General features: G+C 63.8%; 13 protein-coding genes. 11 read left to right on the top strand and 2 right to left on the bottom strand.

What is annotated here, in order from left to right; translation table 11 throughout:
• Window positions 1–10: 10 nt before the first annotated feature.
• Together ACMGG8_RS27555 and ACMGG8_RS27550 are read right to left on the bottom strand one after the other, a co-directional pair.
• On the bottom strand, window positions 11–763 hold the full coding sequence (locus tag ACMGG8_RS27555) for a hypothetical protein (protein WP_414158785.1): 753 nt from the start codon (window positions 761–763) through the stop codon (window positions 11–13).
• Complete coding sequence (locus ACMGG8_RS27550) at window positions 757–1,776, bottom strand: hypothetical protein (protein ID WP_414158784.1); 1,020 nt, start codon at window positions 1,774–1,776, stop codon at window positions 757–759. The genes ACMGG8_RS27555 and ACMGG8_RS27550 overlap by 7 nt, the downstream gene beginning before the upstream one ends.
• 322 nt (window positions 1,777–2,098) lie before the next feature.
• Here ACMGG8_RS27550 and ACMGG8_RS27545 point away from each other — a divergent pair, with 322 nt between their 5' ends.
• The 11 genes from ACMGG8_RS27545 to ACMGG8_RS27495 all read left to right on the top strand — a co-directional run bounded on the left by ACMGG8_RS27545 (window position 2,099) and on the right by ACMGG8_RS27495 (window position 15,232).
• A complete protein-coding gene (locus ACMGG8_RS27545) occupies window positions 2,099–3,676 on the top strand; it encodes a flavin monoamine oxidase family protein (protein WP_414158783.1) in 1,578 nt (525 codons plus the stop codon).
• A gap of 88 nt (window positions 3,677–3,764) precedes the next feature.
• Window positions 3,765–4,262 (top strand): RidA family protein, encoded by a 498-nt coding sequence (locus ACMGG8_RS27540; protein WP_414158782.1) that lies wholly within the window; start codon window positions 3,765–3,767, stop codon window positions 4,260–4,262.
• A gap of 25 nt (window positions 4,263–4,287) precedes the next feature.
• Window positions 4,288–6,756, top strand: a complete 2,469-nt coding sequence (locus tag ACMGG8_RS27535; RefSeq protein WP_060837939.1) for a TonB-dependent receptor plug domain-containing protein — start codon at window positions 4,288–4,290, stop codon at window positions 6,754–6,756.
• An 824-nt stretch (window positions 6,757–7,580) separates the two neighbouring features.
• Entirely contained in the window at window positions 7,581–8,669 is a 1,089-nt protein-coding gene (locus ACMGG8_RS27530; protein WP_414158781.1) for an aliphatic sulfonate ABC transporter substrate-binding protein, read from the top strand.
• A gap of 291 nt (window positions 8,670–8,960) precedes the next feature.
• Window positions 8,961–9,737: a 2OG-Fe(II) oxygenase gene (locus ACMGG8_RS27525; protein ID WP_414158780.1), complete on the top strand. Its 777-nt coding sequence runs from the start codon at window positions 8,961–8,963 to the stop codon at window positions 9,735–9,737.
• Between the two features lie 4 nt (window positions 9,738–9,741).
• Complete coding sequence (locus ACMGG8_RS27520; RefSeq protein WP_060837942.1) at window positions 9,742–10,491, top strand: tRNA-dependent cyclodipeptide synthase; 750 nt, start codon at window positions 9,742–9,744, stop codon at window positions 10,489–10,491.
• A 112-nt stretch (window positions 10,492–10,603) separates the two neighbouring features.
• Window positions 10,604–12,031 carry an MFS transporter gene (locus ACMGG8_RS27515; RefSeq protein ID WP_414158779.1) on the top strand — a complete coding sequence of 476 codons (1,428 nt, stop codon included), beginning with the start codon at window positions 10,604–10,606 and terminating at the stop codon, window positions 12,029–12,031.
• The gene (locus ACMGG8_RS27510; protein ID WP_414158778.1) at window positions 12,024–13,376 is read left to right on the top strand and encodes an LLM class flavin-dependent oxidoreductase; all 1,353 of its coding nucleotides are present in this window, start codon (window positions 12,024–12,026) and stop codon (window positions 13,374–13,376) included. The genes ACMGG8_RS27515 and ACMGG8_RS27510 overlap by 8 nt, the downstream gene beginning before the upstream one ends.
• Before the next feature lie 77 nt (window positions 13,377–13,453).
• On the top strand, window positions 13,454–13,792 hold the full coding sequence (locus tag ACMGG8_RS27505) for a YegP family protein (RefSeq protein ID WP_060842706.1): 339 nt from the start codon (window positions 13,454–13,456) through the stop codon (window positions 13,790–13,792).
• A 262-nt stretch (window positions 13,793–14,054) separates the two neighbouring features.
• Window positions 14,055–14,699 (top strand): hypothetical protein, encoded by a 645-nt coding sequence (locus tag ACMGG8_RS27500; protein ID WP_414158777.1) that lies wholly within the window; start codon window positions 14,055–14,057, stop codon window positions 14,697–14,699.
• A complete protein-coding gene (locus ACMGG8_RS27495) occupies window positions 14,699–15,232 on the top strand; it encodes a hypothetical protein (protein WP_414158776.1) in 534 nt (177 codons plus the stop codon). The genes ACMGG8_RS27500 and ACMGG8_RS27495 overlap by 1 nt, the downstream gene beginning before the upstream one ends.
• The last annotated feature ends 34 nt before the right edge of the window (window positions 15,233–15,266 follow it).

Genomic DNA, 15,266 nt, shown 5'->3' with positions numbered 1-15,266 from the left:
GTTGAGTGTTTCAGGCCAGGTGAAAGGCTTGCCGGATGCGCCAAATCAGCTCTTGCAGGCTCTCTGTCAGCCCTATGGCGGCAGGATCCACGGCTTGTTCGGCCAGTTGCCGCAGGAACTGATGCAGGTCTTCAGCTATTGGACCGGGCAGGTGGGTTGAGTGGGGAGCAAGCAGGACCGAGAGGCTCAAGACATCGTTACGGTGTTTGCGAATGTTCCTGCTGTCGATCTGCTCCCCCTTGCCCTGGCGCTCGGTCAGGTTCAGCCAGGCATGGGCCTTGAGGGGAATCAGCCGGTCCGCCCCGATGTGGGTGATAGCGTCGATCTGCTGCATGCCTGCGAGTAAAAAGTCGTAGTACTGGTCGTTGAGCAAGATGGCCGAAAGGCTTGAGACGGCCTCGTCGACAGGAATAGGACTCAAGGTCGCGCCCTCGGCCAGATCGATGCCTTCCGGGCTGCGTGAGAACAGTTCGATCTGTACAGGGAAGCGGGTATCGGCCGGAGCCATGAAACGATAGAAAATCGGCCTTTGGTCATTGCGTTGCTTGATCTGATAACCGCCGGCTCGTATGAACTCCCAGAACCGAGCGACAAACGAAGGGGCCAGCGCTTCGATGATCAGGACGATGTCCAGGTCTCGGGTAGCTCTGAACGCCTGGCCGGCTTCTTCCATGCTCAGGTAGGCGGCCACGCCTCCGATCATCACGTAGCGGTCTGCGTAGTCGGTGAAGTATTCACGGAAGCGATCCAGCCCCCTTACCATTTCAAGTCTCCTTCCACTTGGCTCAAGCCGATCTGGATCCTTTCATCCTTGCTGTCCTGCAAGCTCAGGAGCAGCGAGAAAGGATCGACACAGCCATCCTTTGTCCGAGCATAGACGGTGGGTTCGTAGGACCAGATCTGCAATGCGCAGACGGCGTCCTCGGGGGCAACTTCGCTCAGCGCCGGGCAGTCCTTCAGGAGCGTGGCCAGGGTTTCACTGGAGCAGGCGTAAACCGGCAGCCGGGGTTCCATCAGCAGGCTGTGCTCGTGCAGCGCCGACTCGCCTGCCAGTAGCAGTGGCGTGTGATTCAAGTGCGGGATCTGGTTCAGCCACAGGGTCTTTTTCAAGGGGGAGCGCATGTGCTTCCTGGCGTCTTCCCAGAGTTGATGCGACGAAACCTGGATCTCGATATGGGCTTGCCGGTCGTTGTGTACCACGATCAAACCTAGTTCTTTCAGCTCTTTGACGGCGCGGGAAACGGTCATCTTGGAGTACTTGAACGGGTAGCCCAGCGTCGATTGGGACAACTGCAACGAGGGCGGCGAGGGATTCATCAACAGGTGGATCAGCATGGCCTGGGTGGCCGGACTCATGAGCGTGATTTTTTCCTGTCGAGCGCGGAAGTACTCCCGCAGATCAAGCCCCAGTTCGGGGATGAACAGCTGGTTGCCGGGGACGATGAACTGCACGCCCTTGTCAATCAGGCGCTTGCGCTCATAGGAGGCCAGGGCCTCGGCCACGAAGATCAGGGGGGCCTGGGTCAGCTTGCGCAGCGTATCCATGTGCTTTTTCACGTCCGGCAAGCTGGCCGCTTGCTGCGGGTTCTCCAGCAAGACCACGCAGGCTTGTCCGAGCAGGGTCATGTGCAGGAGGCAATAGTGGCTGTTGAGGTAGTAGGGAAGGTTGGGGGCTTGATCCCAGGCGCTGAAGCTTGGGGTATCGCCGAGCACTGTCTCGATGTAGGAGGCGAGCGCAGGCAGTTGGGGAGCCCTGTGCTGGAGTTCGGGGTTCATGCTCGGTGTCCTTTTAACATGATTTAAGAACGGTAACATTGAAAATGTTACTGTTCAATAAATACGTTGCAAACGGTTTTTCCCGGTGTAGACCCGCGGGCCGAGCTGGATTGTCCTGCGACTGGCTAGTCACTGTTGTTCATGCGTCTTGTGCAGTATTTGCGTGCCTGAATATGAAACAAAGTAATATTTGCATATGCTTAAAATGTATTTCTCTTATTAAATGAGCGCCCCTAGGATGGCTTCCCATAGACCCAAGTGACTGCATAAGTCCGCGGGCTATAACCGAACGCACTATCCATTCGCAGCAGGGAGCGCTGGCATGCCACTGACCAGAAGACAATTGATCGCCCGTATCGCCGCTGTCGGCGGGGTCCAGGCGGCGAGCGCGGTCATGGGCCTGTTCGGTGGCTCGGGCAATGCCGAGGCCTTCGAGGAGAACTATGCGTCGCTGCCCAGCGCGGCGGTGGGCAAGGGCGCTTCGGTGGTGGTGATCGGCGCCGGGATCGGTGGCCTGGTCAGCGCCTATGAGCTGAACAAGGCCGGGTTCAAGGTCACGCTGCTGGAAGCCCGGGACCGGGTCGGCGGGCGCAATTGGACGGTGCGCGGCGGCGATCGGGTGGAGTACAGCGACGGCAGTGTGCAGGTCGCCGAGTTCGACGACGGTTTCTACCTCAATGCCGGGGCCGGCCGCCTGCCCAGCCATCACCAGTTGATGCTCGGCTACTGCCGCGAGCTGGGGGTGGAGTTGGAGGTGCTGGTCAACACCAGCCGCAATGCCCTGGTGCGTCCGGACCTGAATCAGCCGGCGTTGCAGATCCGTCAGGCGGTCAACGACAGCCGCGGGCATTTTTCCGAACTGCTGGCCAAGGCGGTCAACCGGCATGCCCTGGACCAGGAGCTGACGGCTGCCGATCGCAGCAATCTGCTGAGCTTTCTGAAAACCTGGGGCGACCTTTCCGACAAGCTCGAATACCTGGGCTCGGCGCGCTCGGGCTACAAGGTCTGGCCCGGCGCCGGTGACCAGCTGGCGCAGAAGAACGACCCGCTGCCGTTGCAGACCCTGCTCAACCCGGCGCTGACCACGGCGCTGATGATCGATGAATACCCGGAATTCTCGCCCACCATGTTCCAGCCGGTGGGTGGCATGGATCGCATCCCCCAGGCGTTTGCCCGGCGTCTGCAAGGGCAGTTGCGGCTGCACAGCGAGGTGCGTTCCATCACCAACCGGGCCGACGGTGCCGAGGTGGTCTACCTGGATCGCCGCAGCGGCCGCACCCAGAGCCTCAAGGTCGACTACGTGATCAGTTCCCTGCCCTTGCCGCTGCTGGCCAAGGTCGAGAACAACTTCAGCACCCCGGTGCGTCAGGCCATCGGCGCGGTGCAGTTCGGTTACGCCAACAAGGTGGCCTGGCAGTCGCGGCGCTTTTGGGAAAGCCAGTACCAGATCTACGGCGGGCTGTCGTTCATCAATCAGGAGGCTTCCGGGCTGTGGTACCCCAGCGGTGGTTTCAACCAGGCCGAGGGGGTGCTGGTGGCGGCCTACAACAACGGTGAAACCGCCCGCAGGTTCGGGGAGAAAAGCCTGGCCCAGCAGATCGAGATTTCCCGTCAAGCGGTGGAGTTGCTGCACCCCGGCCACAGCCATGAACTGCGCAAGCCGCTGGTGATTGCCTGGGGCAAGATCCCCTACAACTTCGGCCCCTGGATCAGCCATGAAGTGGCCGAGCCGGACTACAGCCTGCTCAACCAGCCCCAGGGCCGGGTCTACCTGACCAGCGATGGCCTGGCCCACAGCGGCGTGGGCATCTGGCAGGAAGCCGCCGCCGGCGCCGCGCGGCGCGTGGTGCGCCACCTTTTTCAACGGGCGCAAGGCTCGTCGCTACAGCAAACGGCCTGAAAAAGCCGAGCACTCATAAAACAGCAGTCACCCATTGCCGGGTAGCGGACCTCCGAGGCTGGCAAACACAACCTTGGAGCGTCTTTGCATGTCTTTGAAAAACACCGTCGTAGGGCTGGGGCTGTTGTGCGCCGCCAGCAGCAGCTGGGCCGCGGGGATCCAGCGCGTGCCGTCCACCTATCCCCATTCGCCGATCCTGCAATCGGTGACCTTGCCCGCCAACAGCGAGGTGACCTACCTCTCCGGCCTGCTGCCGGACCCGGTGGACCCCAAGGCGCCCAAGGAACAGATCCACGCCGCTGGCAATACCGAGAGCCAGGCCCGCGAGGTGCTGCGCAAGGTGCAGACGATCCTCGCCGGCCAGGGCTTGACCCTGGGGGATGTGGTGCAGCTGCGGATCTACCTGGTGGGCGATCCGGCCCTGGGCGGCAAGCTGGATTTTGGCGGCCTGCAAGTGGCCTTTCGCGAGTTTTTCGGCACCGAGAAACAGCCGCTCAAACCGGCCCGGACCACGGTGCAAGTGGCGGGGCTGGTACTGCCCGGGGCCCTGATCGAAGTCGAAACCGTCGCCGCCCGAGCGCGCTGAGGCGCCTGTCAAAGGATCTGAAGTCATGAGTATGTCCTTGCATAAAATCGTCCTCGGCGCCGCGCCCCTGAGCCTTGGCCTGCTGAGCCTGGCAACCCCGGTGGAGCTGCTGGCCGCCGATGAAACCCTCGGCACCGTAGTGGTCACCGGCGTGCGCGGCAGCCAGCAGCGCACCGTCACCAACAGCCCGGCGCCGATCGATGTGATCGACAGCGAACAGCTGCGCAGCATCGGCCAGAACGGCCTGAAAGAAATGCTCGGGCGCCTGCTGCCGTCGTTCAACGTGCCCACCATCAACGGCGGCGGCACCGCCTTCCTGGTGCGCGGGGTGAGCATGCGCGGCCTGGGCGGCGATCAGGTGCTGGTGCTGATCAACGGCAAGCGCCGGCACAACTCGGCGCTGATCAACAACGGTGCGCGGGTCGGCAACGCCTCGGTGCCGGTGGACCTGGACCTGATTCCCACCGCCGCCATCGAGCGCATCGAAGTGCTGCGCGACGGTGCTGCTGCGCAGTACGGCTCCGACGCCATCGCCGGGGTGATCAACATCATCCTCAAGCGCAACGCCGAGGGCCTGACCTCGGACACCACCCTGGGCCAGTACTACGACGGCGACGGCACCACCGGCCACGAGGCCTTCAACTGGGGCAACAAGCTGGGGGAGGACGGCGGCTTCTTCAACCTGTCCTGGGACGCCAAGATCCAGGAGCCCTACGAGCGCTCCAGCGCCGCCAGCGGCCAGCTGTACTTCAAGCAGGCCGACGGCTCGCCGGACCCGCGAGAAAGCAATCGCCAGGGCTGGGGCACCGAATACGGCCTGGGCCGCGACCGCACCACCAGCCTGGCCTACAACGCCGAGCTGCCCCTGGCCGACGACCTCAAGCTGTATTCGTTTTCCACCCTGAGCTACCGCAACAGCAACAAGGATTTGGGCCATCGCAAGCCCACCGACATCACCAGCCTGGCGGGGGTGCCCAATGCGCCGTACCCCAATGGCGGCCAGGCGCGGCGGGAAATCCGCGAGACCGACTTCCAGGTCGCCGGTGGCGCCAAGGGCCTGGCGGGCGGCTGGGACTGGGATTTGTCCAGCACCTACGGCAAGGACCGCGGGGTGCTGGACACCGCCAACAACCTGAACATCTCCAACGGCCCCTACGGTCAGCACGACTTCCACCTGGGCAATCTGGTGTTCGACCAGTGGACCAACAACCTGGACTTCTCCCGGGCCCTGGACATCGGCTGGAGCAGCCCGCTGGAAACCTCCTTCGGGGTGGAATACCGCTGGGAGAAATACGCCCTGGAGGAGGGCGAACCCAATTCCTACAACCAGGGCAGCTATGTGCCGGCCACCGGCCCCTTTGCCGGCGTGGTGCCGGACCCGGGGCTGTTTTCGGTCAACGGCACCACCCCGGAAGACGCCTACAGCCTCAAGCGTCACAGCGAGGCGGCCTATGTGGACCTGGGCCTGAACATCACCCCCAACTGGTACGTCGGCGCGGCGGCGCGCTATGAGAAGTACAACCTCGGGGTGGGCGATACCACCAGCGGCAAGCTGACCACGCGCTACGAGTTCCTCCCCGGCTACGCGGTGCGCGCGGCGGTGAGCAACGGCTTCCGCGCGCCGTCCCTGGCCCAGAGCGTGTTCTCCACCACCAGCACCGTGACCCAGTTCGGCGCGGGCGGCACCACCAGCTCGGTGCGCACCAAGCAGATGCGCCCCAACTCGCCGGAAGCCATTGCCCTGGGGGCCAAGGACCTGGAGCCGGAAACCTCGCGCAACTACAGCCTGGGCTTCACCGCCGAACCCACCGAACGCCTGCGCCTGACCGCCGACTTCTACCTGATCGACATCGACAAGCGCATCCTCCAGACCGGCATCCTCAAGGGCCCGGCGGTGTCGCAGATCCTGGTGGAAAACGGCCTGTCGCCGAACCTCGCCGGGCAGTACTACACCAACGCCGCCGACACCCGGACCAAGGGCGTCGACCTGGTGGCGGACTACAGCCAGTCGTTCGGCGAGTACGGCACGGCCAAGTGGAGCCTGGCCTACAACCACAACAAGACCACCATCCGCGACCTGGCGGACACCCCGGCGGCGCTGTCGCGCCTGGGGGCCGGCTACGTGCTGTTCGACCGCCAGCAGCAGATCGACCTGACTAAATCCACACCCAAGGACAAGTGGATCCTGTCCACCAACTACAAGGTCGGCGATTGGACCACCAACCTGCAGCTGACCCGCTTTGGCGAGTACACCGAAGGCTCGAACATCCCGGCCAACGACCGCACCTACAGCGCCAAGTGGATCACCGACCTGGACGTGGCCTACGACGTGACCCAGAACCTCACCGTGGCGGTGGGCGCCAACAACCTGTTCGACGTGTACCCGGACAAGATCGGCCTCAAGGCCTGGGCGGGGACCTATGAATACGGGATGTTCTCGCCCTATGGCCTGGGCGGTGGCTATTACTACAGCCGCGTCAGCCTGGCGTTCTGAGCATGACCACGATCACTCTCGCAGGAGCTGGCTTGCCAGCGAAGGCGGTCGCATGACGGGTGCAGGGTTCAGGGGCTGTTCGCCAGCAAGCTGGCTCCTACGGCCGCTGTGTCAGCCTGGTGTTCTGAAGCACGCCAGCCATCCACCTCGTAGGAGCTGGCTTGCCAGCGAAGGCGGCCGCATGACGGGTGCAGGGTTCAGGGGCTGTTCGCCAGCAAGCTGGCTCCTACGGCTGCTGTGTCAGCCTGGTGTTCTGAAGCACGCCAGCCATCCACCTCGTAGGAGCTGGCTTGCCAGCGAAGGCGGCCGCATGACGGGTTCAGGGTTCAGGGGCTGTTCGCCAGCAAGCTGGCTCCTACGGCCGCTGTGTCAGCCTGGTGTTCTGAGCATGACCACGATCACTCTCGCAGGAGCTGGCTTGCCAGCGAAGGCGGTCGCATGACGGGTGCAGGGGTCAGGGGCTGTTCGCCAGCAAGCTGGCTCCTACGGCCGCTGTGTCAGCCTGGTGTTCTGAAGCACGCCAGTCATCCACCTCGTAGGAGCTGGCTTGCCAGCGAAGGCGGTCGCATGACGGGTGCAGGGTTCAGGGGCTGTTCGCCAGCAAGCTGGCTCCTACGGCCGCTGTGTCAGCCTGGTGTTCTGAGCATGACCACGATGATTCTCGTAGGAGCTGGCTTGCCAGCGAAGGCGGTCGCATGACGGGTGCAGGGTTCAGGGGCTGTTCGCCAGCAAGCTGGCTCCTACGGCCGTTGTGTCAGCCTGGTGTTCTGAAGCACGCCAGCCATCCACCTCGTAGGAGCTGGCTTGCCAGCGAAGGCGGCCGCATGACGGGTGCAGGGTTCAGGGGCTGTTCGCCAGCAAGCTGGCTCCTACGGCCGCTGTGTCAGCCTGGTGTTCTGAAGCACGCCAGTCATCCACCTCGTAGGAGCTGGCTTGCCAGCGAAGGCGGCCGCATGACGGGTGCAGGGTTGAGGGGCCATTCGCCGGCAAGCCGGCTCCTACAAGGGCTGGTGTTGTGTTTGTGGCTGGGCACTGCCCTGGCGCAGCCGGCGTTGCGGGTGTCCAGCCAGAAGCAGTCGCTGAAGATCCTGCTGCAGGCCGCCGGTGAGCTGGAGCAGGTGCCGTACCCCATCGAGTTCGCCTCCTTTGCCGCCGCTGCGCCCACCGCCGAGGCCCTGGCCGCGGGGGCGGTGGACATCGGCAGCCTGGGGGACGCGCCGTTCGTGTTCGCCGCGGCCGCCGGGGCGCCGATCAAGACCGTGGGGGTGATCAAGCTCAAGGTCACGCCCACGGCGGTGGCGCTGCTGGTCAGGGACGACTCGCCGCTACGGGATGCCGCCGACCTCAAGGGCCGGCGCATCACCACCACTCGCGGCTCCATCGGCCATTTCCTGGCCCTGGCAGCGCTGCGTTCGGTGGGCCTGCACGGCGCGGATGCGCAGTTCATCTTTCTCCAGCCGGCCGAGTCCCGCAGTTTGCTGAGCAACGGTCAGGCCGACGCCTGGTCGACCTGGGACCCCTACACCAGCATGGTGCAGATGGAAGGTGGAACCCGGGTGCTGGTCAGTGGCGAGGGCCTGTTCGCCGGGCACATGCTGCTGGTGGCCAATTATCAGGCGATCCATGACAAGCCGGCACAGATTGCCGATTTCCTCCGGCGCCTGGATCGCGCCTATGCCTGGGCCAATCAGCATCAGGCCGAGTTTTCCCGCATCCAGGCCGGCTACAGCGGCCTGCCGGTAGAGGTCCATGAACGCTCCAACCGCTACTCCGTGCCCCGACGCATTGCCGTGGGCCCGTCGGTGGTGGCGGACGTGCAGCACACCGCTGATCTGTATCGCGAGGAAGGCATCATCCAGAAGTCGTTTGATGCGGCGGCTTACATGGACGAACAGTTCAATGAAGTTGAATGAATTGATGGCGTTTTTATTAATTAAGCTCGGGAGGAATGAATAAATATCCCTTCAATAATGTCCGCTGTTTAACTTAACTATCAGCAAATTTAATAGTGTTCGCGCAGACCGTTGAAGTTGTCGGTAATGGCCGCTATTTGCCTGATTTTCGATACATTTTTAAGTTTGGATATTAGAGATAAAGGGTATTTCACAAGGTCTTGCCAACTGCCTAAGGTGGCCCTGAAACAAATTATTACGTTCTGCCAGTCTTGTACTTCGTCGCTACTTCCAGGGAATAAGGGAGCTTGCATGTTCACAGTCACTACTGCCGACAAACTTGAAGCGCGGCATATCCTCGATGTTGTGGAAAAACGCTCTTACGGCGTTCAGCTCAAAGGTTTCTGCCCACCGGATACCTTGCAGGTGGCGCGGGAGCATCTGTACCGGCAGGAACTGCGCAGTGCCTTCAGCCAGCAGCAGGAGTTTGTCCGGATCGGCAAGGCCTATATCGAGATCCAGGATGAACAGAGCCGGGCCGAATACCACGCCCTGGCCCTGCCCAACATCCGCAAGATCCGCAACCTGTTCCGGCCCCTGGCCTCGCCCATCGACGAGCTGCGCCTGTTGCTCGACGAGGTCTGGCCCCAGGGCGCGCACCTGCTGCAGGTGGACGGGCAGAAATGCTTCGTCGGCATCGCCCGTTTCCAGGGCTCGGGGGTCGATCTCACGCCCCACACCGACAAGCTCGAACGCAATGCCCCCGAGGGCCACAGCCCGCCATTGCTGACCCAGCTGTCGACCAACATCTACCTGGAGATCCCCGAGGACGGCGGTGAACTGGAGATCTGGGGCATCGAGCCGGACGAGGACGAATACAACCGCCTCAAGGGCGAGCGGGCCTACGGCATCGAGCGCCACCTGCTGCCGCCGCCGGACTTCGTGATCAAGCCCGAGCCCGGCGACCTGATCCTGCTCAACCCACGGCTGATCCACGCGGTCCGCCCTTCGGCCAGCAGCACCCGGGTCACCCTCGGGGTCTTTATCGGTTACTACGGCGAACACCAGCCTTTGGCCTACTGGAGCTGAACTCATGAGCAAGGTGCAGGAAATCAACCTCAAGGCCTACTTCAACAAGGGCGGCGAGGAGCACGAATTCGATGGCAAGCGCGTGGTCCTGGCGGTCAGCGTCGGCCAGGAATACCACGAGGACCAGAAGCTGCGGTCCACCATCCACCTGATCAACCAGTCCGGCTTCAGCCACGTCAAGGTGGTGGTCGCCGACACCCTGCAACGCCACAACAAGCACGGCAAATCCCCCGGCGAGGCGCTGTCGGCGTCGATCCGCGACGGCGATGCCTGGCTGGCGCGCAACCAGAGCATCCTCGACGGCCTGCGGGTGCCGTACCACATCACCCGCTGGAACCAGGAACTGGCCAGCGACCGTTACGCCGAACTGCGCCAGCAACTGGACCAGATCTATCAGCAGCGCGAGGAATTGCGCCAGGCCATCGACAGCACCATCAACGTGTTCACCGAGCGCCTGCGCCTGCGGGATGAACAGGCGGACATCGAACGGGCGGCGGCCCAGTGCCGGGAATACATCCTTGAGGAAATCCCGATCATCCTGCCGCTGTGGGCCGACGAGGGTTACCACTACGTGCTCTATCCGCAGCAGATGACCAGCGCCATGGCCACCAGCCGCGAGCTGCTGATCGAACCCCACAGCCCGGACCGGGTGCGCTGGCTGCCGCTGAAGTTCAAGAAGCGCGGGATTCCGATTCCGTTCACCTTGCCCGGCGCCATTCACCCCAACTGGACCAGCGGCGCCATCGCCATCTGACCCGCCGCGATCAATGCAGGAGCTGGCTTGCCAGCGATGCAGGACTCAAGGGCCTGTTCGCCAGCAAGCGGGCGCCTGCAGAGCGGTTTTTTTTGACTGACAAGGAGTTTCCATGAGCGTTTTTGCGCAACAGCAACGCAAGTGGTGGGCATTGCTCGGTGTGAGCATCGCCAGTTTTCTCGGCTGTGTGGATTTCACCATCGTCAACACCGCGCTACCGGCGCTGCAGGCCGATCTCGGGGCTTCGGTGGACAGCCTGCAGTGGGTGATCAACGGCTTCATCCTGACGCTGTCGAGTTTCATGGTGCTGGTGGGGCGCCTGGCCGACCTGCATGGACGCAAGCGGGTGCTGTTCATCGGCCTGAGCGTGTTCGGCCTGGCGTCCCTGGCGGCCGGACTGGCGACGCAGATCGACACCCTGATCGGCGCCCGGGTGATCCAGGGGCTGGCCTGCGCGGTGCTCTACACCGCCTCCGGGGCGATTGTCTCCAGCACCTTCGACAGCGCCGAACAGGGCAAGGCCTTTGGCGTGCTGTTCGGGGTCAACGGTGTGGGGCTGGCTGTCGGGCCGGTGCTGGGCGGGCTGATCACCAGTGGTTTTGGCTGGCAGTGGATCTTCCTGATCAACGTGCCTTTCGTGCTGCTGAGCCTGGGCATCTGCAGTGTCAGCGTTAAGGAATCGCGCTCGGCCGAGACCGGTGCGCGGCTGGATGGCTGGGGCGCCTTGCTGTTGCTGATCGGCTTGCCGAGCCTGGTGCTGGTGATCGTCCAGGGCGGAGCCTGGGGCTGGGGTTCACGCCTGACCCTGAGCCTGATCGCCGTGGCGCTGCTGGCCCTGGTGGCGTTCCTGGCGGTGGAGAAACGGGTCGCGGCGCCGATCATTGACCTCAAGCTGTTCGCCAACCGGCGCTTTGTCGCCGGGGTGGCGGCCAGTTTCGGCCTGGCGCTGTTCTATTGCGTGGCGTTCTTCGTCATGCCGCTGTACCTGGCGCAGATCCGTGGCGCATCGGTGCAGGCCAGCGGCCTGCTGTTGCTGCCCACCACCTTGGGCGTGGCGTTGCTGTCGCCGCTGGTGGGACGGCTGGTGGACCGCAAGGGCCCGGCGCTGTTGATCAAGACCGGGTTGCTGCTGTTCGTGCTCTCGGCGCTGCTGCAGGCCGGCTTCGATCGCCAGACGTCACTGGCGTATCTGCTGGGCGCCTTCGTCATCATGGGCCTGGGCTGGGCCAGCATTCTCGGGCCGTCGACGGTGCTGGGCATTTCCTCGGTGCCCCAGGCCGTGGGCTCGGTGGCCATGGGCTCGCTGATGACCCTGCACAACGTTGGCGGCGGCATCGGACTGGCGCTGGGGGTGGGCTTGTTCCACCACTTTTCCGCCACGCCGCTGGATGACCCCCAGGGCGCCTTTCTCAATGGCTATCGCGGGGTGATGCTGTTCTTGGCGCTGGCGACGCTGTTGGTCTGGGCTGCGGTGAGCCTGTTGCTGCGCGCCGCGCCGAGTCCGGTGGCGGCGGCCGAGGAGGGCGCCAGCCATGGCTGAGCGCGGCGGGCAGATGGGGCTGGGGGCCTTTCTCTCCGGCTCCGGGGCCCACGGCGGCAGTTGGCGCCATCCCCGGGCGGATGCCGATGCCTCGTTGAATTTCCAGCGCTATCGGCACTACGCCCAGACCCTGGAGCGAGGTTGCTTCGACGCGCTGTTTCTCAACGACAACGTGGCGGTGGGGGATCTCGATCCGCGGGTGCTGGCTCGCAGTTCCCACAGCCTGCGCTGGGACCCGCTGACCCTGCTGCCGGCCCTGGCGGTGGTGACCCGGCACATCGGCCTGATCGCCACCGCCAGCACCACCTACAACGAGCCCTACAACCTGGCGCGCAAGTTTGCCTCGCTCGATCACTTGAGCGAGGGCCGGGCCGGCTGGAACCTGGTGACGGGGCTGATCGGCGGCGAGAACTTCAATCAGCCCGTGCCCATGAGCCACGCCCAGCGTTATGCCCGCGCCGAGGAATTTTTCGACGTGGTCAGTGGCCTGTGGGACAGCTGGGCCGATGATGCCTTCCCCCGGGACCCGGCCAGCGGCCAGTGGCTGCGCCCGGAACGGATGCACCTGTTGCAGCACCACGGGCAGCACTTTCAGGTCCAGGGGCCATTGAACGCGCCACGGCCGGTGCAGGGCTGGCCGGTGATTGCCCAGGCCGGTTCCTCGGGCCCGGGCAGCGAACTGGCGGCGCGTTGCGCCGAGCTGGTGTTCACCGCCCAGACCGACCTGGAGCAGGCCAAGGCGTTCTACGCCGGGCTCAAGGAACGACTTCCCGCTTACGGCCGCCAGGCCGGGCAGTTGAAAATCTTCCCAGGCATCGCCCCCACGGTGGGCCGCAGCCTCAACGAGGCCGAGGAAAAGTACCAGCAATTGCAGGAGTTGCAGGATCCGCAGGCCCAGCTCAAGGCGCTGTCCTACCTGCTGGACCTGGGCATCGACCTGTCGAGCCTGCCCCTGGACGCCCAGGTGCCGCTGTTGGCGGATGCGGCGCCCACCGAACGGCACAAGAGCCGTCGGCAACTGGTGGTGGAGCTGATCCGCCGGGAACGGCCAACGCTGGCGCAACTGCTGCGCAGCCTGTCCGCCAGCGGGCACAAGGTGCTGGTGGGCACGCCGGGGCAGATCGTCGACGAGATGGCGACCTGGTACGAGGAATACGCCGCCGATGGCTTCAATGTGCTGTTCACCCACCTGCCGGGGGCCATCGACGACTTTGTGCAATGGATCACCCCCGAGTTGCAGCGCCGGGGCCTGTTTCGCCAGCGCTACACGGGGCACAGCCTGCGCGAACACCTGGGGCTGGAACGGGTGGCAAACCGATTCTTCAGCCAGCGGGGCAATGGCTGAATCGCCGAAAGGGACTTTACTCTCAAGGCGCAACGCCCATCGATCAACGCCCATCGAAAACCCCAAGGAGCAACAGCATGTCCGGATGGTATGAGTTGAAGAAAAGCAGCAGCGGCCAGTTTCGTTTCCTGCTCAAGGCGGCCAACGCCGAGACCATTCTCACCAGCGAGCTGTACACCACGCGCGCCGCCGCCGAGAACGGCATTGCCTCGGTGCAGGCCAACAGCCCCCTGGAGGAGCGCTACGAGCGCAAGAGCGCCAAGGACGGCAAGCCCTATTTCAATCTCAAGGCGGCCAATCACCAGATCATCGGCAGCAGTGAAACCTATTCGTCGGAGGCGGCCCGGGACAAGGGCATCGCCAGCGTCAAGGCCAACGGTCCGAGCCACAACATCAAGGACCTGACGGACGCCTGAACCCGGTTCGACAAGGTCTTTGCCGCTTGGCCCGATCAGGGGCCAGGCGGCCTTGTTGCAGCGCCATCGGCCCTGTGGCAGCGGGTCGCCCGCGATGGCGGCGGGCTTGGGTTCGAGCCCCTGGCGGGCGCCAGCCGATTGGCGACTGAATTCTGGCGAAATGCCATCACTTGTTTTATCCTCCGCGCCCGTCACCGGGCGCTCGGCATGCCTGGCACCTTGGGTGACGTTATCGATCATTGTCCAAGGGATCTGCGACCTCATGATTCGCCCTTTCGTTTTACTCGCCGCGCTGCTGGCGCTGAGCGGTTGCTACAGTCTGTCACCCACGAAAATTGCCAAGAACATGAACCCCGACCCGCAGTCGGGGGTGGCTTATGTGGTGGGGGTGGTCGGGATCTGGCCGAAGGCGGTGCACACCGCCAACGAACAGATGCTGCTGATTCGTCCACGAGGCGGTGACGGGTTCGCCTCGGCGCGCTTGTACAACGAGATCTACGGCCGCACGCCACGGGATGTGCGCGAGAGCTGGCACGGCATCGGCAGCCTGTTCGTCATGCCACTCAAGCCTGGGCGCTACGAGATCTACAACCTGCATTTCGATCGCGGCAACGCCAAGTCCTGGAGCCGGGAGGACTTCTCCATCCCCTTGGAGCTGGAAGCCGGCAAGGCCTATTACGTCGGCGATTTCCGCGCGGCCTGTCTGTCGGCGCTGGGGGCCAAATGCGTGTTTTTGCACAGTGACCATATGGAGCGCGACGCCGCCCTGGTGCGTGCTAAGTACCCGCAGGTGCCGAACCTGCAACGGGTCGATCTCGAGAAGATGGAAGAAGTCACCGCGTTGATCGTCAAGGAGCAGGGGCCCAAGGCCTCGATGCTCAAGGCCATGCTCTCGGGAGAATTGTGATGCGGACGCGGTTGTGGGTGTTGCTGGTGTTGATGCTGGGGCTGGGGGGGTGCCAGACCAGCCATAGTCTCAAGCCGGCCGAGGTGGATTATCAGCAGGCGTTGCCGGCGATCAGCGTCAGCGTCATGGGCGCCATTCCCGGGGGCCTGATCCGTGATGAACTGCGCCGCCGCGGCACCTTCGAACAGGTGCAGTCGGGGTTCACTGCCGATGGCTACAACGTGATCGTGATGGCCGACAGTGACTACTTCGGCTGGCAGAACATTCCCATGGGGCTGCTGAGCGCGATGACCTTTTTTATCGTGCCGGGCCGCGTCACCTGGGACAGCCAGGTGATGTTCCACGTCAGCCGTGGCGACCAGCCTTTGGCCAAGTATCGGGTCAGCAACCACACCCGCTCCTGGCGCGGTTGGGCCAATCTCGATGGCGGCCAATACCAGCATGTGCAGCGCATCACCGACGACTTCATCGCGCAGATGCTGCAGGACCCGCAGTTCAAGACCACGGCCCCGGTGGCGCTGAACCGCCACTGAGCCACGCGTGAACGCGGCCCATGCCAAAGCCCGG

Origin of the sequence: Pseudomonas sp. BNK-45 (assembly GCF_047456255.1) — a bacterium.
In the GTDB taxonomy this organism is placed as follows: Bacteria; Pseudomonadota; Gammaproteobacteria; order Pseudomonadales; family Pseudomonadaceae; genus Aquipseudomonas.
This window is presented reverse-complemented; position numbering and strand designations above follow the sequence as displayed.